At 38.7% G+C, this 24,726-nt stretch carries 24 protein-coding genes; 7 read left to right on the forward strand and 17 right to left on the reverse strand.

Annotated elements, in window-relative coordinates; translation table 11 throughout:
- Nucleotides 1–83 precede the first annotated feature (83 nt).
- The 6 genes from HS960_RS10485 to HS960_RS10510 all read right to left on the reverse strand — a co-directional run bounded on the left by HS960_RS10485 (nt 84) and on the right by HS960_RS10510 (nt 5,929).
- Entirely contained in the window at nt 84–791 is a 708-nt protein-coding gene (locus HS960_RS10485) for an MBL fold metallo-hydrolase (RefSeq protein ID WP_159728437.1), read from the reverse strand.
- A gap of 54 nt (nt 792–845) precedes the next feature.
- A complete protein-coding gene (locus HS960_RS10490) occupies nt 846–1,433 on the reverse strand; it encodes a Crp/Fnr family transcriptional regulator (RefSeq protein WP_182332557.1) in 588 nt (195 codons plus the stop codon).
- A 274-nt stretch (nt 1,434–1,707) separates the two neighbouring features.
- Entirely contained in the window at nt 1,708–3,297 is a 1,590-nt protein-coding gene (locus HS960_RS10495; RefSeq protein ID WP_159728441.1) for an MFS transporter, read from the reverse strand.
- Between the two features lie 2 nt (nt 3,298–3,299).
- Nucleotides 3,300–4,346 carry an HlyD family secretion protein gene (locus tag HS960_RS10500; protein ID WP_182332559.1) on the reverse strand — a complete coding sequence of 349 codons (1,047 nt, stop codon included), beginning with the start codon at nt 4,344–4,346 and terminating at the stop codon, nt 3,300–3,302.
- A 10-nt stretch (nt 4,347–4,356) separates the two neighbouring features.
- Nucleotides 4,357–5,691 (reverse strand): TolC family protein, encoded by a 1,335-nt coding sequence (locus HS960_RS10505; protein WP_159728445.1) that lies wholly within the window; start codon nt 5,689–5,691, stop codon nt 4,357–4,359.
- Entirely contained in the window at nt 5,678–5,929 is a 252-nt protein-coding gene (locus HS960_RS10510) for a hypothetical protein (RefSeq protein WP_159728447.1), read from the reverse strand. Before HS960_RS10510 ends, HS960_RS10505 begins: the two co-directional genes overlap by 14 nt.
- Nucleotides 5,930–6,021: 92 nt before the next feature.
- Here HS960_RS10510 and HS960_RS10515 point away from each other — a divergent pair, with 92 nt between their 5' ends.
- Nucleotides 6,022–6,801 carry an AraC family transcriptional regulator gene (locus tag HS960_RS10515; protein WP_075992143.1) on the forward strand — a complete coding sequence of 260 codons (780 nt, stop codon included), beginning with the start codon at nt 6,022–6,024 and terminating at the stop codon, nt 6,799–6,801.
- Nucleotides 6,802–6,870: 69 nt separating this feature from the next.
- A complete protein-coding gene (locus HS960_RS10520) occupies nt 6,871–7,446 on the forward strand; it encodes a hypothetical protein (protein WP_159728449.1) in 576 nt (191 codons plus the stop codon).
- 437 nt (nt 7,447–7,883) lie between these two features.
- On the opposite strand, the gene HS960_RS10525 is transcribed toward HS960_RS10520, so the two are convergent.
- Both HS960_RS10525 and HS960_RS10530 read right to left on the reverse strand, forming a co-directional pair.
- Complete coding sequence (locus tag HS960_RS10525) at nt 7,884–9,035, reverse strand: iron-containing alcohol dehydrogenase (protein ID WP_159728451.1); 1,152 nt, start codon at nt 9,033–9,035, stop codon at nt 7,884–7,886.
- Nucleotides 9,036–9,167: 132 nt separating this feature from the next.
- Nucleotides 9,168–10,052: an AraC family transcriptional regulator gene (locus HS960_RS10530; protein WP_182332561.1), complete on the reverse strand. Its 885-nt coding sequence runs from the start codon at nt 10,050–10,052 to the stop codon at nt 9,168–9,170.
- Between the two features lie 478 nt (nt 10,053–10,530).
- On the opposite strand from HS960_RS10530, the gene HS960_RS10535 reads away from it, so the two are divergent.
- The 5 genes from HS960_RS10535 (at nt 10,531) to HS960_RS10555 (ending at nt 14,907) form a co-directional block, all read left to right on the forward strand.
- Nucleotides 10,531–11,409: a helix-turn-helix domain-containing protein gene (locus HS960_RS10535; RefSeq protein WP_120334551.1), complete on the forward strand. Its 879-nt coding sequence runs from the start codon at nt 10,531–10,533 to the stop codon at nt 11,407–11,409.
- 88 nt (nt 11,410–11,497) lie between these two features.
- Entirely contained in the window at nt 11,498–12,553 is a 1,056-nt protein-coding gene (locus tag HS960_RS10540) for an alpha/beta hydrolase (protein ID WP_159728455.1), read from the forward strand.
- 46 nt (nt 12,554–12,599) lie between these two features.
- Complete coding sequence (locus tag HS960_RS10545; RefSeq protein ID WP_159728457.1) at nt 12,600–13,178, forward strand: sugar O-acetyltransferase; 579 nt, start codon at nt 12,600–12,602, stop codon at nt 13,176–13,178.
- Between the two features lie 116 nt (nt 13,179–13,294).
- Nucleotides 13,295–13,696, forward strand: a complete 402-nt coding sequence (locus tag HS960_RS10550; protein ID WP_159728459.1) for a (R)-mandelonitrile lyase — start codon at nt 13,295–13,297, stop codon at nt 13,694–13,696.
- 227 nt (nt 13,697–13,923) lie between these two features.
- The gene (locus tag HS960_RS10555) at nt 13,924–14,907 is read left to right on the forward strand and encodes a type I glyceraldehyde-3-phosphate dehydrogenase (protein ID WP_159728461.1); all 984 of its coding nucleotides are present in this window, start codon (nt 13,924–13,926) and stop codon (nt 14,905–14,907) included.
- Nucleotides 14,908–14,985: 78 nt separating this feature from the next.
- Here the strand turns inward: HS960_RS10555 and HS960_RS27155 are convergent, their stop codons facing one another.
- The 9 genes from HS960_RS27155 to HS960_RS10600 all read right to left on the reverse strand — a co-directional run bounded on the left by HS960_RS27155 (nt 14,986) and on the right by HS960_RS10600 (nt 24,723).
- Entirely contained in the window at nt 14,986–15,093 is a 108-nt protein-coding gene (locus HS960_RS27155; RefSeq protein WP_159729091.1) for an IS3 family transposase, read from the reverse strand.
- The gene (locus HS960_RS10565) at nt 15,080–15,841 is read right to left on the reverse strand and encodes a DUF6882 domain-containing protein (protein WP_153845504.1); all 762 of its coding nucleotides are present in this window, start codon (nt 15,839–15,841) and stop codon (nt 15,080–15,082) included. The genes HS960_RS27155 and HS960_RS10565 overlap by 14 nt, the downstream gene beginning before the upstream one ends.
- 123 nt (nt 15,842–15,964) lie before the next feature.
- Nucleotides 15,965–16,882 carry an endonuclease/exonuclease/phosphatase family protein gene (locus HS960_RS10570; RefSeq protein WP_153845503.1) on the reverse strand — a complete coding sequence of 306 codons (918 nt, stop codon included), beginning with the start codon at nt 16,880–16,882 and terminating at the stop codon, nt 15,965–15,967.
- A 101-nt stretch (nt 16,883–16,983) separates the two neighbouring features.
- Entirely contained in the window at nt 16,984–19,410 is a 2,427-nt protein-coding gene (locus HS960_RS10575; protein ID WP_159728463.1) for a TonB-dependent receptor, read from the reverse strand.
- A 229-nt stretch (nt 19,411–19,639) separates the two neighbouring features.
- Nucleotides 19,640–20,080 (reverse strand): hypothetical protein, encoded by a 441-nt coding sequence (locus tag HS960_RS10580; protein ID WP_159728465.1) that lies wholly within the window; start codon nt 20,078–20,080, stop codon nt 19,640–19,642.
- A gap of 195 nt (nt 20,081–20,275) precedes the next feature.
- On the reverse strand, nt 20,276–21,829 hold the full coding sequence (locus HS960_RS10585; protein ID WP_182332563.1) for a serine hydrolase: 1,554 nt from the start codon (nt 21,827–21,829) through the stop codon (nt 20,276–20,278).
- A gap of 350 nt (nt 21,830–22,179) precedes the next feature.
- Complete coding sequence (locus HS960_RS10590; protein ID WP_159728469.1) at nt 22,180–22,779, reverse strand: hypothetical protein; 600 nt, start codon at nt 22,777–22,779, stop codon at nt 22,180–22,182.
- An 89-nt stretch (nt 22,780–22,868) separates the two neighbouring features.
- Nucleotides 22,869–23,528 carry a SanA/YdcF family protein gene (locus tag HS960_RS10595; protein WP_200845587.1) on the reverse strand — a complete coding sequence of 220 codons (660 nt, stop codon included), beginning with the start codon at nt 23,526–23,528 and terminating at the stop codon, nt 22,869–22,871.
- 154 nt (nt 23,529–23,682) lie between these two features.
- Nucleotides 23,683–24,723, reverse strand: a complete 1,041-nt coding sequence (locus HS960_RS10600) for an endonuclease/exonuclease/phosphatase family protein (RefSeq protein ID WP_182332565.1) — start codon at nt 24,721–24,723, stop codon at nt 23,683–23,685.
- Nucleotides 24,724–24,726 lie beyond the last annotated feature (3 nt).

Consider the following 24,726-nt stretch of genomic DNA (forward strand, 5'->3'; position numbering starts at 1 on the left):
CCAGTTTTCATAAAAGTCCTGAATTTGAAAAATTCACTAGAGCATCGCAAGAAATAAGGAACTTCTTATTTTGTTTTTTACTTTCATACAGGGGCCGTGGTTCGCGAATTGAACAACGATACGCATTCCGCTACAAATTGCTCAAACTTTCGGTCCGTATTTCGCATCACCGGGCCATGACCGAAACATATGATGGAGGGATTCAGTCCTGCCAACTTCTGAAGCGATCTAATATTGTGCTGTTGATCCGACGTGAATATTTTTGGAGGGAGCCCTAGGCCAGTCACTGTTGTGAGCAGATTCATATTTGTAGCGGCATCCCCGATTATCAATACACCATCTCGCTCACGAAATAAAGAAATATGACCGCTTGAATGGCCTGGAGTTTCTATGACCCGAAAGTTTCCGATGCTATCATTTTCAACGAGTGTACCGTCGACTTTGTGGCCCTGTCCTGCCCAATATTTTTGTTGAAGTTTTGCAATCCAATGTTTGGGATTTGGATAATCATTGGTTACCATACCTGTTTCTGTCCTAGCCACTTCATTTCCATGGCAAAGTAAAGGTATTCCAAACTCATCACAGAGCTGATCACTACAGCCCTGATGGTCTGCATGCGCATGCGTAAGTACATGTTGGTGGACAGGTATTTTCTGAAGGGCATCCTTCAGCACATTGTATGAACTTCGTATCCCACAATCAACCAATACACCCTCTACGATATAGCAGTTGATACTGTTTCGTGGCATCAATGGAACATGGAACACTTCTTGGGCAATTTGATGTAACATAGCTTTTTTGTGCAAATCTATATCACTGAACAGAAATATATAAGGACATTTGTCCTATAATACTTTGGGGCTGTGTATTTGTCCCTTCGCCCGTGTAAGAGATCTCTGTGTAATGCCCAAATAGGATGCCAGGTCCTGTGTCGCTATGCGCTGAACGAGCTTGGGTTCATTCGAAAGAACATGGCGATATTTATCCAGAGCTGACTTATTATTGTAATTCAGGAGATATTGTTCCTTTTGGCTATATTCCCGTTCCATCACAGCTTGTATAACCTTGTGCCAAGAAGTCACTTGACCAAGCAGGTATTGATAATCAGTATAGCTTATCCTATGGATTATACTATTTTCCACCGCCCTGATGCTCCTTCTGGATTTTTCCTGAGCGACAAACTCAGGGAATGAGGTTACAAATTCATTTTCAAATTTAAAGCAGGTTATATTTTCTTTACCCTCCTTGTCAATAGCATATGCTTTTACCGCACCACAGGATATGAATCCAATATGACGACAGGGTTCGTCCATATGAATAAAAAAATCACCCTTCTTCAAACCAAGTGATTTGAAGAACTGAACAGAAAAATTTATTTCGTCAGCAGACAACATCCCTATCGAGAATAGATATTTTTCAAGCACATCCGTCATATCATCTTATTTTGTCCTCTATTGCCGATCTTAAAAAATTTGGGGCCTATACAAAATCTAGCATACAAAATTAATAATAATTGCATTAACAAGTTTAACTGCTAAAAAAGCGTCATTACGACAAATTATTTATAAAATTTGGGATCAGAAAATTTCCTTCAAACGAAATCGGTTGCGTAATCTTGTAGCCCATAGGCTCATGCGCCAAGTGTTCGATCCCGGCCTTGGAATTGCATAATACTTTGCTTTGATAATTTCTGAAATAACAAAATCTTTAATAGGGAACATTTCCTTTTCTTAATCTCAAAACAACATGTTGAATTTGAGGCAAGAGCAGCAGAATAATGAGGACAAAAATCAAACCTGTCAACATCAGATCATAATAGTCCCTGATAGCGCGAGCCAATATTTGCTGACCGATCATTTGATTAAAATAGCCGGAAGATACTGTTTTTGCCGTATACATATCACTGCCTGCATTTATGTACTGGTTTTGAATATCCAGTAAGGTAACAGGCAATTGAGGGCTGGTTTCGGTGAGCGATTCCCGCACCTTTTCCCTTACGGATGATTTTGCAAATAATTGAAGCTCGTTATTAAGTGCCAGACTAGCTGTAAAGCCTATGAACCTTGAAAATATACCAATCAGAGAGGCATTGACGGCGATTTTGGAAGGCGCTGACGATGCCGCAAATGAAACAATCGGGACAAACAATACACCTGTTGCCACACCATAAATAAACATGGGCAGAAGGAAGTCTGCTGTTTCGCCCTGTACAGAAACAAATAGTATCATATAGGCATAATATACTGCCATCAACCCAAAACCAACAATAATCATCCGGATCAGGTTATAGCCCATCAAGACAAATCGGGAAATGATAAACATACTCAAAACAGTTCCAACAATTACGGCAATCCATATCGGAATGGTACTCAGTGGATGGTTTCCTAAAATCGCTTCAAGATAACCATAGGCAAGCCCAGTACTTCCTTTAAAGATATAAAAGGTAAAAAGAAGCAAAAGCCCAATAACGAAATTCTTTGTTCTAAAGATCTGTAAATTGATTAATGGTCGCTTAAGTTTCAATTCTCTGCTAATAAAAAGAGAAAGAATAATTAAATTAACTAAACAAAGTGTGCTGATTAATGAACTATCAAACCATCCCAATTGTCGTCCGTACACAAGGATGTATCCAACTATCAAGATAAAAGACACATAAAATAAATAGCCTATCCAGTCCACCTGATACAGTGGTATTTTTCTAGTAAACCGGGCCTTACTGTTCATGGTAAGTAAAACAACACCTGTCAGCATAATGACTACAATAATAAATCCGTAGAATATCCAGTTGAAATCAAAGAAATGAATGACGACACTGATATAGATGGAGTAAAATGGTACAGCTATTTGTATACTGCCATAAAGGAGACTATAAGCAATCACACGGGCACGTACAGACTGTAACCGTGGAAAAATAAGCTGTAACACAATTCCCGACATCAATGCACAGGTAATACCCTGCAAAAACTGACAGAAAACAAATAATGCCCAATCTCTGAAATAAAAACAGACCACAGCACATAGTGCATTTACCGCAAGTGCCAGCAGTAGATATTCCCTTGGTGCAAAATATTTTACGATTCTAAAATCCAGAGCCAGAAAGGCTACGGTAGAACCATAAATAACGACCATACCATATTGTACATCGGTAGCTTGTATTCCGTAAAAGCCCATCGCAGCAACCGGACTTCCGTAAAAGGCAAAACTAAACAGACTGCTCATGAGAATAGCAAATATGACGGACCTTGCCATCCATTCTGATACCCAGGATTTAAAAATTGGTATTTTATGTGCTTGCATCGTTAGTTTTTTAAAACGTAAACATTCGCATTCATTCCGGCAGAAAGCTTAGTTAATTTTTCGGACATATCGGTCAGTTTAATCCGAACAGGAATACGTTGGATGATTTTAACAAAATTACCGGTAGCATTATCTGGCGGAAGCAACGAATAACGGGAGCCTGTGGTTGGCGAAAGGGATTCGATTGTACCGGTGAATTTTTCATTTGGAAAAGCATCGACTTCAACAGATACCGCTTGACCGATTTTGAATTTCCCAATCTGTGTTTCCTTAAAATTTGCCATTACCCACTTTTCCTCGGCTCTGTTCACCAAGAATGCCAAAGTCTGTCCGGGCTGTATCAGTTGTCCTGCCTGAATGGTCTTCTTCCCAATTTGTCCATCAAAAGGTGCTGTGATAACGGTATATCTAATGTCCAATTCTTGTCTTTCGAGAAGTGCTTCTTTTATCTTTATCTCTGCCTCTATGGCATTGCGCTGTACCCTGAAATCGTTTAGTTTAGATTCGGCGACCTGTAAAGAAGCTTTTGTCTGGTCATAATCTGATTGGGTGATGGATAAAGTAGCACTGATGTTGTCGAATTTTTGTTGTGTGGTCGATTCGTCCGCCAGTAGATTTTTATACCGGTCAAATTCTTTTTGCTGCTGATTCAATCGCGCTTTAGCACCTCCCAATTGGGCTTTGATGACTGCAATACTTTTAACCTGCGTTCCTTCGCTTGCCGCCAAGATCGGTAATTTTGCCTGTGAGCTCATGAGTTCTGCGGACGCAGCATCTCTTTTCAGCCCGTACTCATCCAATTCAATCACCACAAGTGTATCGCCCTTTTTAATCTGCTGATTGTCCTTATAATATATTTTACGGATATAGCCCCCTACTTTTGCGTTTATCGGGGAAAGATAGGCATCAATCTGAGCGTCGTTGGTCTGTTCATAGCGATATCCCTCGAAAAAATAAGCTGCTGCCCAAATAATGATTCCTACGAATAATGTGATACCAAACCATTTGGTTAAGCTTACAACAATTTTATCTGTTTTATTTTTGTTCATGATATTTGTATTAAAGAATTCCGATAATTGCCAATAGCCTGATATGCGCAAGTTTGACGTTTGTTTGTGCCGTTGTCAGATTAAACTTAGCTTCCAGTAAAGCATTTTCGGCTTCTAGAAGATCGGTAAGAAGTGATTCCTGGTTTATGTAGCTACTTCTGATAACACGAACAGTTTCGGCGGTTTTAATGATATTTTGCTCCGCTGTTTCCATACTCTCCAAAGCCTGTTGCCGCTGCAAATAAGCTTCTTTTACCTGAAGATAGATTTCATCTTTTTTAATGTTCGCTTTTTCTCTTGCCTCATTACTGACCACTTGGGCATGAGCGATGGAATGCTTGCTTTTGTATAGATTATCGATAGAAAACTGGACTTTAACCCCTGTCTGACCAAATCCCCATAAATCATTGGAATACGGATAGAATGAAATCTGCGGATAGGTGTAATTGTAAGTCGAATACAAGGAGACTTTAGGTAACAGCATCGCTTTTACCTGCTTGATGTTCATTTCGCTCAATTTGACAGCGCTATAGGCTATCTTGTATTCCGGCGATTTGTTAAAAGCGATGTCTACATAATCCTCATAGTCACCTTCAGTGATAGCGCTTAACTCGATTGTATCTTGGTATTTTATTGCCAGCTCAGCATCATTTTCACGCCCCATCAGAATATTGAGCCGTTGTTTAGCGATTTCAATCTTCTTCGTAACATCAGAAAGGCTGAGCTCCAGTTGCGCTAATTTTACGGAGGTTCTCAGTACATCGCTCTTTAGCACAGTGCCGTTTTTATGCAGGCTTTCTACGAGTGCCAGTTGTTTTTTTTCTGCATCAATTTCTGCATCAAGAAAATCATGGAAATGCAGAAACTTGTATAGATAAAAGTAAGCAGCTGCAACATTGTATTTTACACTGTGCTTTTGCAGATCAACTTCATATTGTATGCGTACCGCTTCTTCCTTTTTCATGGCAATGTTTCTTTTGTCTTTACCACCATTGTAAAGATTGACGTTCAGGTTGTAACCCACGCCGTAACCATAACCTTTTACAGGCACATCCTGTGGAGAAGAAAATAATCCATTGTCATAGATCAGGAATTTGGAATTGAGTTTTGCATCTCCACCAACCGAAAGCTCCGGCAACAAACGGTCTTTCGCTTCCAATATTTCTAAATTGCTCTCCTGGAGATGTAGGTCGGATAGTTTCAGTTGACGGTTATTTGTTTCGGCTACTTTCCAAATTTCTTCCAAACTTAATACCCGCGCATTTTCAATATGCTGGGCATAGAGTGATTGTACAAATAGGGCTAACAATATGCCCAAAATCCGGACTGTTCTATATTGTTTCATCGGTTTTCTTTATATATTTCTTTCCTTTTACTAGCCATGGTTTTACGATCTCTTTCAATTCATCGAAGGCAAAAGTTAAATCTACCATTGGCATAAAAGCATAGTTATACCCATAAGCAAACCAGAAGATATTTGCACTGTCGATTTCTTCATCTGAATGATGTGATTTATTATCAGACTTTTGAGCTTGTGTTTCAAGTTTAAAATCTTTGTGAGATGTTATGATTTTATGTTTCATAATGACTTTACTATTATTTACACTGCAAAATTATCTAGCATGGTGAAGTATGATTTCATATAATTAGCCTAATATTTATTAAATTTGGCCACATGGAAATTCTTAGTCAAATAATACATATTGTTGATCAAAACCCTGATTCAATCCTCGTGATGCGACAGCAAACGGAGCAGCGTTTGCCTGCTCACCAGCACAATAAAGCTCAGTTGTTATTAGTTTATGGCGGGATTGCTTACTTGCAGACTGACGAAAAGGACTTCTATATTCCCTCAAATCATTATATTTGGATACCAAAAAATTATCGGCACAACCTGATGTTCAATACGCAGGACCTGTTTATTATCAATATCTATTTTCCGGAAGAAAGTGCTGGTAATTTTTATGAGGAATTGGGTATTTATCCAGTGAGTAAGCTCCTGGCAGAAATGCTCTCATTTAGTGAGAAGTGGCAAGGTGATTATTACAAAGGTTCGTGGGAGTATGAATTTTTAAATACGCTGAAAGGCGTATTATCAAAAGAAAATCTCAAAAAATTCTCCATACAACTTCCTACAACAGACGATCAAAGGCTCAATACCATAATCGACAGTTTTAGAAATCGGTTAAATGAAAATCTAAGTTTAGCGATGATTGCTCAGCAATCTGGAATGAGTGTTCGCAGTCTCACCAGATTATTCCAGCATAAATTGCACATTACATTTGTTCAGTACTTAAAAATGCTACGAATTATTAAGGCAATGGAATTAATCAACGATACAGATTTCAATATGACTGAGATTGCCTACGAGATTGGCTATTCAAATATCGCGGCTTTTAGCAATAACTTTTATCTGCTCACCAATATGAGACCTACGGAATTTAAAACGAAATAGCCTCTTTCCATTATGCAAAGCAACAATTGGTTCAACAAGTTTAAAAACATCCAGCGAAAAAGATTTTTTTTGCTAATTACACTATTAACTATTTTTCACCATATAAGCTCTGCGCAAAGAGATCCGCAGCTTAGGGAAGCGCTTTCAACCATGACAAAAGCGTCTATTTCCGGAGATATCGAAGGTATTCTAAGTCAAACATCGCCACGTATAATTGAAAGCATGGGCGGCATTGAGCAAGCAACAAAGGTGACCAAAGAACTTTATTCTTCTCTTATAAAATACGGGGTTAAAATTGATTCCATGATTAACTATGTCGATATGGATATCTCGAAGATTGATGGAATAGCGTATTGCTTTATTCCCCAAGTACTGGTCATGTCCATGCCCGAAAAAGACAAAATGGCGATCACTTCAGCTAACTTATTAGCGCTAAAAGAAGACGAAACCAAAAAATGGACTTTTTTTAATTTCAATAAAATGAATCAGGAAATGATCAATATGTTTCTTCCTGAATTTAATGGCAAGATTTCCCTTCCTCCAGATCTAGAAAAAAAGACATTAGTTGTGCGGAAAGAAGAAGTAGCTAAAACTGTCAATCAGCTAATGAAACTTATAGATGAATCTGTCAAAAAGCATCATTAGTTTTTAAGTTATTTGATCTATCTGCTATACTTTTTATTTAATACCGTTTTCCGCGCGCCCTTACTCTTGGTGCAATAATCTCATTATCTGTCAAAATACTAAATTAAGTTTACCCCATTTTCCGCTATAACACAATAGCACGGTAAAAAGGTTCAAAATACAATAACTTATTAGTACAGCTCTATAGAATTTACCGCTGCATGCTATAAAGAATGAAGCTAATCTTCATGAATTGAATTAACGTTGCAAACGACAGAAATTTACCGATCAGCCTCAATCCATAGCATCTTTATCGATAAAGCATCTTTTATTTTAAACGAATGAAACTTAGTTTGGTTTATAAGACATTAGTTGCGGTTGCAGCTGGAACAGTGCTTTTTATTCAGAAGAAAGCGATTGCGCACCTTCGCTACAACCGCTTTCTGTGGCCTGTTCGATTAATTCTCGTAAATCACACCTTCGTAGCAAGCGTTATAAAGATCTTTTAAGTCCTGTAGGCTAGGCTTACGCGGGTTAAAGCCAGTACATGGATCTTGTAAAGCATTTTGAGCCATATAATCCAGATTTTTTTCCCAGTCTTCCTTGGAAATACCAAATGCCTTGAGGGAGCCAATATTGTTGACCGCAGTTCTTAGTTTTTCAATTTCCTGTGCCAATCCTTCGGCCGAATCTCTACCGACAAGTTTAGCCAAATCAGGATATCTTGTTGTAGCTGTCTGATTAAAACGGATCACATTAGGCAAGAATATCGCATTGGAAGCTCCGTGAGGGACGCCGTAGAGTGCACCTACCTGATGCGAGAGAGAGTGGACAATACCCAACCAGGCATTGTTGAAAGCCAGTCCGCCCATAAAAGATGCATCGTGCATATTTTGGCGTGCTTTAATGTTTGTCGGGTTATTGACCGCCTCTTCCAGATTTTCGAAAACAATTTCCAGTCCCCCTTTAGCCAAGGCATCGGCATAGTTATTTTCGATGTTGGACACATAGGCTTCCACACAGTGTGTAAGAGCATCTAGACCAGTATTGGAGGTAATATGTGCAGGCATCGTGGCACAAATTTCACCATCGACAATAGCGATATCCGGCGTCAATTCATACGACACGATTGGATACTTCACCCCTTTTTCCCGATCGGTGATCACAGCCAATCCTGTGGTTTCCGTACCTGTACCGCTTGTTGATGGAATGGCAATGAATTTAGCCTTTTGACGCAATGTTGGCACGTTAAAAGGTTGGGTCATCGCTTCAAAATTTGCATCGGGATATTCATAAAACACCCACATCATCTTTGCCGCATCAATTGCAGAGCAACCTCCTAGACCAATGATCCAATCAGGCTGAAAATCAGTTATCACTGCAGCACCTCGAAGGCTTGTCGCCGATGATGGATCTTCTTCGACACCGTCAAAAACAGCAGTTTCCAATCCTGCTTCGGTCAAATAACTTATGGCACGGTCCAAAGTTCCGCTTTTTTTCATGGATTGACCACCAGTTACGATGATGGCTTTTTTTCCAGTTAGATTTTTCAATTCCGACAATGTACCAGCCCCGTGGAATACTTCGCTGGCAACAAATAACTTGCTCATATATTTTACATTAAATTTCTGATGCAAAGTTACTGTGTCCGGGAAGGCAAATGTTATACTTTACTTACGATATGATATACATTTGATCCAACACAACCACAGGATAAAACCATATCAAATCACATAATAGACTTAAGTCTTATACATTTGCGCCAATTGCTGCTGCAGATTGGTTGGCGTTTCATCCAGTTTGGCGCGCACAAACTTGTTCAGTGCCGCAGGTGAATTGAATCCGAGTTCAAAGGCAATCTCCTTATGTGAGTAGTTGGATAACAGCAGCAGTTGTTTGATTTCATTCATAATCCGCGCATGAATGGTTTCTATAGAGGTCAGTCCTGCAATCTTGCGGGTAATTTCATTTAACTTTTTTGGAGACAGCTGTAATTTTTCTGCATACCAGCCCACGGTACGCTCCGTTTTATAATGCCTTTCCAACAATTCCAGAAATTTACCATAGATCTTTGCGTTTTCATTACTGAGCTGGCTGTTTCCCCATTTGGTATGGACAAATTCCACCAATTTGAGTAAGATGATTTTGATGTAGAAACGCGCTTGCTCCTTCTTGATCGATGTTAAATCCTGATATGATTTTTCGACCTGCTCCAGCAGCATCTCTATTTCTGAGGTTTCTGCCTCGGGCAATTCAATATGGTTGAGTTTTACGGAGATATTGTAGTTGTAAATACTCAATTCGTTTTTCAGGATATCCGAACAGAATAGTACTTCGTCAAACAGGATCAATTTGCCTTCAAAGTCGTCGCTTAGCAACTCTTTGGAGGAGAGCTGACCGGGAAAGATGACACATATATGAGGTGCATTGACGGTATAACGGCGGTCTTCCACCTGCAGATTGAGCCGACCTTTTTTAACAAACAAAAGGCAAAAATGGTCTTTTGTATGAGGTTCTCTATAAGCTGCGAGAGCTTCCCTGTCCAAATCAAAAATATGAAAAGGGGTGATCGCCCTTTCAGCTTTATATTGTATATCTTTTAGATGATAAACTATCATAGAGGCCATGATAAGCATTTATTCTGAATTCGTCAAATTTACTTTTTCGTCAAGCTAGCGTGAATAGAAAGCCTATTTTTCTCCTTTACATCAGAACATTCGAAGCTCTTCAATGAACGTTATCCAGTGAGAATTGTTCCTTAATTTTTAAAAAAAGGACTAATCTTTCGACTAGCCCCTTAACTAAATTATAAACGAATCCTTTATGGACCGGAGTATACTTTCTAAAAGCCCAGTCCCTAAACCTAAGCTTAAAAATGGCCAGGCATTAAACCTGACCATAAAATTAAATCAACCGAAACTAAACTTCCTAAATTGAATCGATCGTCAATAAATAGACAAATGCTTGAAGTGATTGGTTTGATAAAAATAAAAAAAGGTCGAGTTTAGCACTGTGATAATACAGCCGTTGAGATAATACAGCCGTTTATTTAGGTTGTTTTTGCACTAAATACAACGTTATATTTGAATTTCTTAACTTTGTTCTATGGAAACAAAAATAGTCCGAAGTGTCTCTGAATTCAATAGTGAACTGAGATTGCAGGGTTTTAAAGCATTTCAGATTGAGGATGACAGTAATGCTACACGTGTTTATAGTCGTAAAGATTTCTTTAAAATATGCCTTACAACTGGTAAAAGTAAGATTCATTACGCAGATAAAAGCTTTGAACAAGAAGGCACGATACTATTTTTTGGGAACCCGCATATCCCCTATTCCTGGGAAACCATTTCTACGACCTATGCTGGTTATACATGCTTGTTTTCGGAAGACTTTTTAAAACAGGCCGACCGCGCGGAAAGCTTGCAGCAATCGCCGTTCTTTAAAATCGGAGGTACGCCGGTCTTAAAAATCACTGAGGATCAACGCTTGTTCCTTAACACACTTTTCGAGAAGATGATCGAAGAGCAAAAAAGTGATTATACGTTTAAAGATGAACTCATACGCAATTATATCAACCTAATCATTCACGAAGCCCTTAAACTTCAACCGTCAGAAGTGTATACCCCTACCAAGAATGGTACAGCACGTATCGCATCGGTGTTTTTGGAACTATTAGAACGTCAATTTCCAATCGAAACACCTACAAGTCCGCTCAAAATGAGAACAGCGCAAGATTATGCGCAAAACCTCAACATCCATGTCAACTATCTGAATCGTGCTGTAAAAGAAATTACGGGCAAATCTACAACGACGCTGATTTCAGAAAGAATCTTGACAGAAGCAAAAGCCCTACTGCAACATACAGACTGGAATATTTCAGAGGTAGCCAGCGCACTGGGATTTGAATATCCTACTTATTTCAATAACTTCTTTAAAAAACTGACAGGAACAAACCCGAAATCGCTCCGGGAATCTGAGATTTGAAATTCTTAAGTTTTGGTTTGATAATCGTTAACACCTCCCCTTTATACTGATCTACCTTTGTATCTGTAATAATTAATGTAATACAGATATGAAAATAGCAGTAACATTATTGGTCTTGTCTTTCCTGTTTTCTGATAGGACTTCCGCGCAGCATGTACAATCAAACCAAAATTTAAAACCGATGAATAGTTCGTCAGATCATTATACTTTTCAATTAAGCGATAAGGTAACCCGCAAAAAAGTAAGTTTTAAAAACCGTTATGGCATCACACTTTCTGGCGATTTATACATCCCTAAAAACACAGACAACAAAGTGTTATCTGCACTTGCCATCAGTGGCCCTTTTGGTGCAGTGAAAGAGCAATCTTCTGGATTGTATGCCAACCAAATGGCGGAAAGAGGATTTATTGCCTTGGCGTTCGACCCTTCCTACACTGGTGAAAGCAGCGGTTCACCTCGTAACGTAGCATCGCCAGATATCAACACCGAAGATTTCAGCGCAGCTGTAGACTTTCTAGGGTTGCAGAAAAATATTGACAGGAGCAAAATCGGAATCATTGGCATCTGTGGATTTGCTGGCTTTGCATTAAATGCAACGGCAGTAGACAAACGTATAAAAGCAGTAGCAACGACCAGTATGTACGATATGACGCGCGTCATGTCAAAAGGCTATAACGATGTGATAACTGCTGCGCAACGTACACAAACATTGGAACAATTAGGCCTGCAGCGCTGGAAAGATGCCGAAAGTAGATCTTACGCATCTTCAACAAACAATTTACCGGAAAAATTGACTGGCAGTGAGCCTCAGTTTGTCAGGGAATATTTTGATTATTATAAAACAGCTCGTGGATTTCATCCTCGTTCTATCAATTCAAATGCTTCATGGACGGGAACTTCCCCCCTGTCGTTTATGAATATGCCGATTCTCTCTTATATCAAGGAAATTGCACCTCGCCCCATGCTAATCATTGCAGGTGAAAATGCTCATTCAAGATATTTCAGTGAAGACGCTTATAAAGCTGCTACCGAACCAAAGGAGCTAATGATTATCCCCAATGCAGTTCATGTTGACTTATATGATCAATTCGACAAAATTCCATTCGATAAACTGACAGCATTCTTTATTGCTAATTTAAAATAACGTACTTATTCCATTAAATTACATATAAAATTTAACTAGCTATTCCATGAAAACATCAGATAATACTTATCAGGAAGATATTTTTGAACGATTGAAAAAGAATAAAAATATTTCTTCCGATGATCCCCAGGGATACCGTTTACAGCAAGCTTCTTTTGCTACAAAAGCATTATTGGTGCCTATGAACAATTCAGCTGATCCCAAAGAGATAAGAAATCTATTAAGTCAGATTACCGGTTCAGCTATAGATGAAAGTACAACTGTATTTACACCATTATATATCAACTATGGCAAGAATACAACGATAGGAAAAAATGTCTTCATCAACTTCGACTGTATTTTTTTGGATTTAGGTGGTATAATTATAGAAGATGATGTATTAATAGCTCCCAAAGTGAGTTTATTAACAGAAGGCCATCCAATTGAGGCTGAAAACAGACAATCGTTAAATGTGGCTCCGATCCATATCAAAAAGAATGCTTGGATTGGGGCAAATGCAACAATCCTGCCCGGCGTTACGATTGGAGAAAATGCGGTGGTAGCAGCTGGTTCCGTAGTCAGCAAGGACGTACCGGATAATACAGTTGTTGGTGGAATTCCGGCAAAAATTATTAAAAACATATAATAAAGAATTCGGATCATCTTTATAAAGACCAAATTGCAAACTATATGAACGGGTTATTCGTTATCCCAATTATGGCGATAAGTTTATTCGCCTGCAACACTAAAACAGATCATACAATGAACACAGCAGAAATATTTCCCAAAGGGGAACCATTGCCTAAGGAATGGTTTACTGGAGATGCATTTTTAACCCCTTTGGTAGCAAAGGATAAAAACAATGATTTCTCGGCAGGTAGCGTAACTTTTGCACCTGGTGCGAGAACAAACTGGCATACACATCCTAAAGGTCAGGTTTTACTGGTAATCGAAGGAAATGGACTCTATCAGGAAAAAGGAAAACCGGCACAAGCAATCAAAAAAGGTGATGTTGTCAATATTCCTGAGAATATAGAACACTGGCACGGCGCAACTGCTACTACGAAAATGGTACATGTTGCCATCACTAATTTTAAAGAAAATGTTCAGGTTACTTGGCTAAATCCCGTAACAGAAGAAGAATTCAGTTTGGCCAATAAATAATAAAGCCTGTACTTGTTTTGAACAGCGCTTTATTGTCAGAACTCCGCCATAGCTCGATATCGGTAGGCTCATGGTTACCTACAGTCGACTTCTAATCCTTGAAAACTAATTGGGTGACTTTAGCTTAGCGAAATTCTTGATCCATGTCAATCTTTTTTTCCGAAAAATAAAAGAACTTTAGTTTATATATAAAAAGAAATAATATAAACAGATTTAAAAGGAATAGGATGAAAAAGATAGCAATTAATGGATTTGGTCGCATCGGACGTGCTGCCTTAAAAATAATATCAGAAACTGCCGATCTTGAGGTCGTTGGAATTAATGATCTAATGAGTATTGAAAACGCCGCATATCTGCTTAAATACGATAGTAACTATGGGAAATATGAAAAAGATGTGCGTATCGAGGGAGATACAATTGTGGTCGATGGAAAGGTGGTTAAATATACAAGTATCAGGGAGATTGAAAAGTTACCTTGGAAAGATATCCAAGCGGATATCGTTATAGAGAGTACGGGTATTTTCACGAACAAAGCGGACGCTGAAAAACATTTAACCTCCGGAGCAAAATTTGTCGTCATCTCGGGTCCTACCAAAGATACGCCGACAGTGGTCCATGGGGTAAATACCGAAGATGGAAGGGTTTCTGTCTTTTCGTGCGCAAGCTGTACGACAAACAATATAAGTCCAGTAATCGAAATATTGGGCAGGAGACTGGGAATAAAAAAAGCAATACTAAATACCACACACGGTTATACAGCTTCGCAGGCATTGGTCGATGCTCCATCAAAAAAAGAGCCGCGTATGGGAAGGGCTGCAGGTATTAACCTTGCCCCCGCGGCCACGGGTGCTGCAATAGCGACGACAAAAGCACTTCCACAATACGCCGGAAAGTTTGACGGTATAGCTGTGAGAGTTCCTGTTCCAGTAGGATCCATCTCCGATATTACGTTTATTGCAGAAAGGTCCACCACAATCGAAGAGATCAACCAAATCTTGATCGAAGAATCAAAAACTGATAGCTATAAAAAGGTGCTAACGGTAACCGACGAGCCCTTGGTATCTACCGATATTATCAAAAGTCCATTTGCAGCAACAGTAGATCTAGAAATGACTCGAGTTGTCGATGGCGACTTGGTGAAAGTGATGGCTTGGTATGACAATGAATGGGGATTTACCAACCAAATGGTCAGACAAATTCAATCGATTTAGCGCGATAGCAAACGAAAAGCTGAATATACAAGGGGCTATCTAAATTTGGACTGCCCCCAAAAGATTGGACAAATTTAGTTAATTAGATTTGTAATAATGAGCTCGATATTCTGTCGAGCTCATTCCATTTAAATTTAGTTTTATCCGTTGATTATTGTAATTGGAGATATAATTACTCGGCCTTATTAAAGTCTTTCAGCTCAAAGTAACAATCTTCACAAACAAGTTTGATCTTCGCAAATTCTTCTGAGTCTTCGTTCCAACCATTATATTTCATTCTGACCCTTTCACATTCATCGCACCAGGCCGCAAAATCATCTTCTTCATCAAGTTCCATCCCTTTATAGGTATCGAAACTTTCTTCAAAACCTTTAGGATTTTTCAGATCAAGATGCTGGCATATAAATGCTGGTCTCGACAAGCCATGGATTTTGCATGTTACTTTTGCCTGGTTGAAATGGACAACTTCCCGAGAATTTTCATCCAGAACAGCAGTGATCAGGAAATAACTTTGGAGCTTTTCTGTGCTTACCCTATAAAGCCCCATGCCGTTCAACATATCCAAAGAAATCGCCGCAAACTCCCAACAATCGAATTCATCTGCCGGGAAAGTTCCTTCTGTCAATTTGGTATAATTGTTTTTGATTCCAAATTCTTTAACAGCAAGTATACTCCCCTTGTTGGGTTCGACACTATGCTCATTGAACCAGCTCCACATCCATGTTTCTGATGTAAACGAAAAAGTACCTATCGGAATATATTTTAGATAAATCTGATCTTCATCGTTATTGTATAACCTCAGAAGCGCAAGTTCAGCGTCATAATACCATTGCTGATAGTTGCCTAGCTCAAACTGCGTTCTAAATCTTTCCTGAATCTGTATAAGTTCCTGACATTTTTTGCCAGCAAACTGTTCGTAATCTGTTTTTTTCAACCTTTTACATTTTAAATTTATAGCAGTTAAGAAAATATTTCTATCACATTATTTAGGAATCGATATAAAAATGATGAAAATAAATAAGCGCAGCAATACTTGTACGATGTATTTAAGATCGTTTTACCTTATTTTAAATGTTGTCACTACAAAACCGTGATCAGAAGGGTATAAAATTTCTTTACCGTTCAGTTTGATTGGCTCATTAAAGAATACCTTATAAGACTCAGATTTTAACGCTTTTAACTTCCGGCTTTTGTAAAATATATAATCTATCCGATGGTCATCATTTTCCCCTTTCGTATGCCATGTAATACCTGGATGTGTGATGGGATTGGGGTTCAAGGTTCTATAAGTATCCACCAGTCCGATATCGGCCAATACTTTTGTTGAATACCAGGGAACCACCAGATTATTATGTATTTTCTTTGTATCCTTGCCCCAATCCAAATGAGACGGCGTATTGAGGTCTCCACCAAGAATCATTGGAATTGAATCCGCTTGTGCAGCATATTTTTTTAGATAGGGCAATACCTTTTGTATCATTTCATATTTAGCTCCCGATCTTTCCCAAATAAGAAGTTCGGCAGCTGTTTTACCCAACTTTTCGGGCTCGTTTTCCCATGGCAAATAATGAAACCAATTCGAGAATAATCTGATTTTCTGCTTGTGGATGATAACTTCTCTTCCACCTAGATAAAATGGAAATTCAGTGTCAATCCGTTCACCAAAAGGGTACCTAGATATGATGGACAAATTAACACTCTTATCATTTAAGGCTGTTCCTTCGGGAGCAATTAAATGAAAATTGTATCCTAAGGAATCGGCTATTTCTTTACCCGAACCGTAAGTTTCCACCATCAATATGACGTCCGGATTTATTTCTCTTATAATCTGTACCGCATGGGCTTTGCCATCCTCACTATCATTTGCTCCGTGCAATATATTCCATGCCATCACCTTAAAGACTTCAGGTTGCTTTTGGGCTTCGCTGTTAAAGCAAAGAAATGTTAATGTTAAAAAGAAAATAGTAAACTTCATGTCGTGTCTTTATTAATTTATAGATTTCAAATTTAGAAGATTCGTCAATGTATTGCAGGGCCAATATTAGAAAATAAATATGTACAAACGGTACCGATATCTTATTGTATCCGGCCGCTTTCGCTTTCGAGAGCCGATTTGCGATTACGTTGATCCTTAGTCGCTCCACTGCTGAACCTATAGTTGAAACTCAGACGTACCTGTCTTGATTCGTAGTAGCCATAACTTGATGAAAGCAGTCCTGGTAAATTTTGCGTGTATTTAACTTGGTTACCTTTATAGATGTCGGTGATAGCCAGTCGTATTGTTGCTTTGTCTTTTAATACAGATTTTTGGAACGCGATGTCCGCTTGACTAACCGGTCTACTGATGGTATTGGCCCCTCCGAGTCGTTTTGAATTGTAGACCACCGAAACTTCTGCCCTCATCTGAAAGGGGAGTTTGAAGGTCTGAAGGAGACTGGCTCGTCCCGCAGTCTGCCTCAAGTTGAGATTTTGGTACTGGTCAAAGGAAACGTCATTATGGATATAATACAACAGGCCATTGAAAGTCATGTCCCACCAGGACCTAGGCGAATAAGTCTGCGTCAGGGACAGGGACCAATGTTGCTGTGTCCCCACATTTTTACTGATCATCATGATTTTATCCTGTTCCAGTGTATCTGTTACTTTTGCATTCAATTGGTCTGTATAGGCATAGTTTATGCCTATTATTGTCGAATTTTTCACGGAATAAAGTAACGAAAATCTTTGGGTCAATGAAGGTACCAGGAAGGGGTTCCCTTTCCAGAATGAAAGCTCGTCAAGCATATATACAAAAGGATTGAGATCCTGATATGCTGGTCTTTCTATACGTTTGGCATAAGACAAAGACAGTGTCTGTTTAGCAGTCAATTGTGTGGCAATAGAAAAAAAGGGGAAAAAGTTAGTAAACTTTCTATTGATATGTTCGTTGAGATCTGCCCCATACTCCTGATAAAGTAGGGTACCTTTGGAGCTAGCATATTCTAGTCGCAGCCCGCCCTGTAGGGACCAGGCACCAATGGACCGTTTGTAGTCAACATACGCACTGCTGATATGCTCATCGAAGTGAAAATCATTTGAACGTCTATTGTCTAGGCTATCTTCCGATTGTTTAACATGATAAAAGTTTGCGTTATTTTTTGAGCCTACTGCGGAGTATTTGGCACCTGTTTCCAACTTCCCACCCCATAACCGCGTCGCATAGTCTATTTTTAATCCTTTTAGATCAATATCGATATCATTAAGAGTACGGTAAAGATTTTCGTCAGTAACGACATACTGATTGTCACGGTAAATATTTGACTGCAAGTTTTTGTTCCATTTACCGAAGAGACCGTAATCGGCATCAATATTTAGACTATGCCCTATTGTATCTTCGTATTTGTAGTTCAGGTTAAAATTGTAGCGTTTCGTATTCTGCCCGTAATAATCGTTAATGGCATCCAGCGTTTCCTCAACCGTGGTGGAAGGCGGTGTCGTAATGGCTGTAGCGGTATTGGTGAGACCTCCTCCAAAGATAAAATTGCCATTTGCCAAAAAACCGACCGTATTCTTTTCGTCAATAAAATAGTCGACCCCGACTTGAGCCGCCATTTTCTGACGTTTGTCCACGTCGATCGTATGGCTGTCATACGACTTTCCATTTTGCTGGCGATCCGTACCATAGAGGTAATTGTAATACCCCAATGTATGATTGTAAGTTCCATAGACATTAATCCTATTAACCCGATAGTTAAATGCAAGGTTTTCCAATTGTTTGGGACTGACACCATAGGCAAAGGCCGTGGAAATGTTACCATTTAATCCTTTTGTCTGATTTTTTTTGGTTTTGATATTGATTATACCTGCAGCTCCAGTGGCATCATATTTGGCACTTGGATTATTGATAATTTCGATGGATTTGAGGTTATTTGATGACATCGATTTCAATAGATCACTAAGTTCTTTTCCTGAAAGAAAAGTTTGTTTTCCGTCCAGGAGGATCTGTACACCACTTTTCCCATTGAGTGTAATGTCTGTATCGTTTTCTATCTGCACACCAGGGGATCTCTTCAAAGCATCGAAAGCTGATATATCCTGTGAGCCTATGCTATTCTCTACATGATAGACGACTGTACCTCCATCTACAGAAAACAACTTCTTTTTACCTTCGACTTCTGCCGCTTCCAGTGTATTCTCCTGTCGGAGAAGATGTAGTGTCCCAACGTTGCCATTGGACGGATTAAACGAACTGCTCCTCAACTCTTTATAACCAAGGTGCTTAATCAACAAATAATAGTTGCCCGTTAGTCTATGCGCAATCCGAAAACAGCCCGTGCTATCTGTCATTGAACTAGCTATCAGTTTGCTATCAATACTATATAAGCTTATTGTAGCCAGGAAAACAGGTACGTGATCAGGATTGACGACCTTACCCTGCACGATATTTTCCGTAGTCTGCCCATAAAGGGCTCCGCTCCATAAGAAGAATATCACAATTAATAAGAATTTTGGTAAAGAAGTCATTCGGTTTATAATAAAATCGGTTTTTTCACTTGGGTTAACGAGATCATATCCTGTGACCTAAAATGGATGTTCATATTCTCAAACTAATATGCTTTAAAAAAGCTATTTTATTTCAAAATGCCAATTGTAATCAATTAATGTCTTTGAGCTATTTCAAATTTCCGGATTACAGTTTGTGGAGGTTTATCCAAAATCTCTGTCTTTAGTCTTCTCTAAGTTTATATTAGATTCAGTCTCTATCAAATTGAAGTATTCCATTCCCCTCGCGAATTGACTTATAAATACTATCCCGTAGTTTTGGATCCATGTTTTGTTGTTTAATATATTTTAAAAGACCTATAACAGTGTCATCCTCATGATATGTTTTTTCAGAATTACTCTTCTTCAAAAATAATCGGTGGGTACCAAGCAGGTCAATTTCAGTTAATTCAACAGTAGAGTGTATAGGTATTGGATCAGATAAAGTCACCTTGAAAGTTGGAACAGTTGATTTTAATAATACCTGATCCACCGTCCCTATTTTTTGATCGCCGAGATAAATATCATTGGGCATAAATGCTATTTTCTGTTCTTCTCTGAATTCCAGAAAATACTGTTTTTCCCTACCGAAATCACACCCGATCAAAAGCACAGCCACAATTAGTATTATTTTTGCAGATGAATATCTCATAATGCGTCTATAAATTAACAATAACAAAATCTATAATACTTAAGATTCATTAAAGTTGCCAATTCTAAAATCTATCCAATCTTCTGCTTTCGTATGTTCAATTACAGTTTGAAACCTCATCCTTTCTCTGGCAACTGGCTTAAGCGTGTCATCGGCACCTTCCTTTTCATCTTATTGGTCCATACGATTGGTCGGTTACTGCGATGTAGCAACAGGACTGGGCTTACGATCAAACATAACCGGTTTTTCACTATCGTCCAATAGAATTCCTATACCTTGAATCTGACCGTCCACATCGCTAAAGAAGTTAAAGAGAAGATTACTTGGTTCAGTATCTGCTACCCCATTTTTATCGACAGAACGTGGGTCAAAAACATCATAATGTCGGTGGATAAGAACAACCCTCTCATAACCGAGTTCACTGTATAACTTGTTATCCTTAAGCCCTACCTCAATAATTCCATATGCAGGGTTTTCAAAAGAACCAGTATACTGTTTTAAGGAATGGGAAGGTTTCGTCGCTGTAACGGGCAACTTTTCTTCTTCTTCTTTTTTAATATGGCGCAGTGAGTCGATTTCAGCCTTTTTTTCACCATTCCAGTCGATTGGATTCAAACCAAGAAGTATATCCGCTATAGAATTTCTGACCACCGTAGGAACTTTAGATACGTTTTGATTGGTTAATACGACAATTCCGAGTGTATCTGTTGGAAAAAATGCCACATTCGCAGAAAATCCGTTAATATTTCCACCATGTTCTACTTGATAATGTCCTCTATAGGAGCCAATCATCCAGCCTAAACCATAATTGGAAAGGAAGACATCTTTATGTTTGTCTGGTAAAGCTGCATCCATCACCATTTGGGAGCTCGCAGCCTCATTTATATAATTTGCAGGAAGTATTTCTTTCCCATTGAAATAACCTCGGTTGAGCCAAACCTTGACCCAATTAGACATGTCATTAGCACTGCTATTTATGCTTCCTGCTGGCCCCATACCACTAATATTATAATAATCAATCAGTTTTATCGTGTTATCTTTGGAAAGTGTATAGGGCAAAGAAGCATCGCTGTCCCGTTGAAATGCTAAAAGATCGGTATTAGAACGGGTCATTTGTAGGGGGGTAAAAAACTTTTCTTGTATATTTTGTTCCCATGTCTTACCACTCATTCGCTCCACAATCATTCCTTGAGCAAGGTACATGAAGTTATTATAGAACCATTTCATTCGCAGGCCTGAGCTGGGTTTCATAAATCTGACCCGTGAAATCAGACTATCTCTATTTTTGCTATTGAACAGAAACCAAGATAAATCATAGCGGGACAAGCCTGTCCTATGCGCCATTAGGTCTTTAACAACGATTTGATTATCCATCTCATCATTGTAAAACCGCAACGTTGGCAGTAAAGATACCGCTCTGTCCTCAAATGTTAGTTTGCCATCTGCTCTCAACAAACCTAACAATGAAGCAGTAAAAGCTTTGGAGCTTGAACCAATTGCAAAAAGCGTATTGGGTGTGACGGGTTTTTTATTCGCGAAATCACGATAACCAAATCCCTTATTATAAATTATTTTATTGCCTTTCACAACAGCAACGGCAAAACCCGCCACATGATGATCTTTTAAAACTTGGCCGAGAACAGAATCAATTACTTCAAATTGATCTTTCTGCCTGCCTACTTTTCCAACCTGAGAAAATAGTGAAAAAGAAAACCAGGAACAAAAAATAAAGGTTAAGAGGAATTTCATATCAAGTTGGAATTTATACGAAAATACTTATTCAACTTGATTCCCGCAAACTCCTGAAGACATTAGCTTTAGCTATTTTATCCCCGGATGCTACTAGTAAAAGAAAGAAGAATACTGGCGCTGCAGAAGATTAAACTTCGTTTATTCTAGCGCTCACTCTTATCCCGCGATCTTACCAGTCAAACAATTCAGAAGTTTTAAAATGATTTTAAACTTCTGCATGACGATTTTTGTTTATTGAAGGAATTATAAATGGTTAAGGTACCAAAGAGTAACTCTTCGGTTGATGATAAGATTGTTTAATAGTCAATTTCATACGGCCTGTTCTTTTTAGCGACTAAGCTTTCTACCTATTCTAAATTATAAAAGCATTGACTTCCAATCGCACCACCACCATATTCCAGCACAAGCCTGTCATTTACCATAATGTAAGTGCAGCCGTCATTGTAACGCGCTTTTAAGCTATCGGCAATTGGTTTATCAAACAAATTAAAGGAATACCTCCCCATCCCGCTTCGTTGAAAGCTTATGTTACAAGGTTGTCCGCTTGTAATACCGATACAATTTGCATTATCTAACTTCTCTTTGAGAGTCTTTAAAGTCCCTCTTGTCCAACCAAGTTTTTGCAATAAAGAGTCTGTTGTATTCGAACTAATTTTCACATCCCAGTTACTGTCAAACCTGCCACCCACTTTCAAATGGAAAATACCTAAAGTATTGTTTTTGCTAAATTCTATTTCAACAGATTTATCTGGTGGAATTATTTTGTTTATATAATTTTTGACTTCATAAATCTCGGCTCTTTTTTCCTCAAAGTTTTCTTTAAGTTCCGTTACGGAATAATCTTTGTCAAAACCACCAAAAGCAGCCTGAATCATAACGATAAAACCCACGAAAATTGCGATCCCAATCCCACATATAACTAAAAGTATTTTTAGAATAACTTTCATTTGTCTGTTGTCCAATATTAAATTAATACCTGGTTTTTCAAACAATTATACGATAATAAATGGTCTATCGGTCTACAAAATCTAATAACCTATTCTTTCGTGTAATTCGATTTTCCGTTTACATCAACCTGCTTACCTAAATACTTTGGTTTTCTATTTCTCATTACATCCAAAACGGCTTTCGCAACCGATAGTTTTTCTCTAAATGCATAATATTTATACCCCGGGTAAGCGCCTCGATCTGCACTATAGCCGAATGATTTTATACCCAATTTATCGCCCAGATAAACACATCTATTTAGATGATATTTCTGAGATACCAAGATTGCCGTATCAACATTAAATATATATTTTGCCCGGTACATGGTCGAGTAGCTATCGAACCCAGCATAGTCAATATAAATTTTTGCGGTATCGATGCCATTTTTCTGACAGTACAACTTCATTACGCTAAGCTCATCGTACTCGTCTCGTCCGTTGTCTCCCGACAACAATATTTTATCCACTTTGTGGTTTTTGTACAACGAAATCCCGGCATCGAGTCTATCTTTCAAATACCTGCTTGGCTGATCACCATTGATACCAGCGCCAAAAATGATGGCGACCTTGGTTCTTGGCACATCTTTAAGTTCCGTGAAAATCACCGAATCTGTTTTAGCCGTTACATTGCTATTGGTTATCACCACAACAACCAGGGCTACTACACATAGAGCGACGACCACTAAAATGAACCTTTTAATCTTTTTCATTAGCTTGATTTGTTCATGATAAACTTATCATTTTAAACACAAATTTAACAGTACAACCTATTAAAAATCGAACCAATTATAATTCGCTGAAGATAAATTATCATTCGTAGGCACTTACGGTCTTTTCGGTATATTTCATATGGCTATTAATGTACTAGAATTTAAACATAACCAACATCGCTTTATGATCGGTTGGCCACACGCCTTCGGGCAGCAGGAAGTTATCTTCACTATCTTTTTCCTGCTTCTGCCCATACTTTACGGTTTCCACAGGACCGACAATGTTAGCTTTTACTGGCTTCAACGGCTTTTTACTGCGGTAATAAACGTAATCGATCCGATCCCGATCATCCGCTGTGGGTGCCCATGCCAATTTCTCAATGGAAACATCCTTGTTAAAAGCAGGGTAAGTAAAACCAGGATGACTGACCGGATTGGGATATAATTGACGGAAGCTATCTATAAATCCGGCTTTTTCTAATAAAACCGAACAGTCCCAGGGAACCACTGCCCCACGATGGTCAAAAAGATCTTTTGTTGCCAATGTCCAATCCAAATGCGAAGGCTCATTAAAATCACCTGCAATAATAAACGATTGTGATTGATCCTCTTTTTCTACATCTCTCAGGATATCCTGGATAGCTTCATCACGTTTGCTTTTCCGATTAGCCTCAATAATGGTACCTACGTCTGAAACAGGACGATCTAACTTCTTCCAGGTCACACCATCATAACCACGTGGCAAATAGCAGGCATAATTCGTGTAGTCCAAGTGTAAAGAATAACATACAAAAGAACGCTTTCCAATCTTGATCTTACTTTTTAAAACACCGCCCATAGTACTGTCTTTTTCATAAAGCGCATGCTGTGATTCAATCGGATATTTGGAAATAAAACCGACATCCAGTTTTGCGTCACTGGACTGGCCAAAATATATAGCCCCCTTAGCTTTGAGTTCCGTTAGTATACGCTGAATAAAATCTGTTCCCTTGTAATTGCGGACTTCACTAAAGAGAACGACATCTGCATGTTTGGCAATAATTTCGTCTGCAATCGCAGGAAACCCATTCGGCACGACAGTCCCCTCCTGCCAGATATTGATTTGCAGTACCTTTACCTCATTTTTTGCCTGAGCGAAGAGCATATGCCCTAAAAGGGTTATCACCAAAAGCAATATAATTTCTCTTAATTTCATTGG

This window comes from Sphingobacterium paramultivorum (assembly GCF_014109745.1).
Classification (GTDB): domain Bacteria; phylum Bacteroidota; class Bacteroidia; order Sphingobacteriales; family Sphingobacteriaceae; genus Sphingobacterium; species Sphingobacterium paramultivorum.

Excerpts from the sequence above, each read along its gene's own strand:
- HS960_RS10485 (WP_159728437.1), bottom strand. The coding sequence starts at position 791 with ATGTTACATCAAATTGCCCAAGAAGTGTTCCATGTTCCATTGATGCCA.
- HS960_RS10490 (WP_182332557.1), bottom strand. The coding sequence starts at position 1,433 with ATGACGGATGTGCTTGAAAAATATCTATTCTCGATAGGGATGTTGTCT.
- HS960_RS10495 (WP_159728441.1), bottom strand. The coding sequence starts at position 3,297 with ATGCAAGCACATAAAATACCAATTTTTAAATCCTGGGTATCAGAATGG.
- HS960_RS10500 (WP_182332559.1), bottom strand. The coding sequence starts at position 4,346 with ATGAACAAAAATAAAACAGATAAAATTGTTGTAAGCTTAACCAAATGG.
- HS960_RS10505 (WP_159728445.1), bottom strand. The coding sequence starts at position 5,691 with ATGAAACAATATAGAACAGTCCGGATTTTGGGCATATTGTTAGCCCTA.
- HS960_RS10510 (WP_159728447.1), bottom strand. The coding sequence starts at position 5,929 with ATGAAACATAAAATCATAACATCTCACAAAGATTTTAAACTTGAAACA.
- HS960_RS10515 (WP_075992143.1), top strand. The coding sequence starts at position 6,022 with ATGGAAATTCTTAGTCAAATAATACATATTGTTGATCAAAACCCTGAT.
- HS960_RS10525 (WP_159728451.1), bottom strand. The coding sequence starts at position 9,035 with ATGAGCAAGTTATTTGTTGCCAGCGAAGTATTCCACGGGGCTGGTACA.
- HS960_RS10530 (WP_182332561.1), bottom strand. The coding sequence starts at position 10,052 with ATGGCCTCTATGATAGTTTATCATCTAAAAGATATACAATATAAAGCT.
- HS960_RS10535 (WP_120334551.1), top strand. The coding sequence starts at position 10,531 with ATGGAAACAAAAATAGTCCGAAGTGTCTCTGAATTCAATAGTGAACTG.
- HS960_RS10540 (WP_159728455.1), top strand. The coding sequence starts at position 11,498 with ATGAAAATAGCAGTAACATTATTGGTCTTGTCTTTCCTGTTTTCTGAT.
- HS960_RS10545 (WP_159728457.1), top strand. The coding sequence starts at position 12,600 with ATGAAAACATCAGATAATACTTATCAGGAAGATATTTTTGAACGATTG.
- HS960_RS10550 (WP_159728459.1), top strand. The coding sequence starts at position 13,295 with ATGAACACAGCAGAAATATTTCCCAAAGGGGAACCATTGCCTAAGGAA.
- HS960_RS10555 (WP_159728461.1), top strand. The coding sequence starts at position 13,924 with ATGAAAAAGATAGCAATTAATGGATTTGGTCGCATCGGACGTGCTGCC.
- HS960_RS10570 (WP_153845503.1), bottom strand. The coding sequence starts at position 16,882 with ATGAAGTTTACTATTTTCTTTTTAACATTAACATTTCTTTGCTTTAAC.
- HS960_RS10575 (WP_159728463.1), bottom strand. The coding sequence starts at position 19,410 with ATGACTTCTTTACCAAAATTCTTATTAATTGTGATATTCTTCTTATGG.
- HS960_RS10580 (WP_159728465.1), bottom strand. The coding sequence starts at position 20,080 with ATGAGATATTCATCTGCAAAAATAATACTAATTGTGGCTGTGCTTTTG.
- HS960_RS10585 (WP_182332563.1), bottom strand. The coding sequence starts at position 21,829 with ATGAAATTCCTCTTAACCTTTATTTTTTGTTCCTGGTTTTCTTTTTCA.
- HS960_RS10590 (WP_159728469.1), bottom strand. The coding sequence starts at position 22,779 with ATGAAAGTTATTCTAAAAATACTTTTAGTTATATGTGGGATTGGGATC.
- HS960_RS10595 (WP_200845587.1), bottom strand. The coding sequence starts at position 23,528 with ATGAAAAAGATTAAAAGGTTCATTTTAGTGGTCGTCGCTCTATGTGTA.
- HS960_RS10600 (WP_182332565.1), bottom strand. The coding sequence starts at position 24,723 with ATGAAATTAAGAGAAATTATATTGCTTTTGGTGATAACCCTTTTAGGG.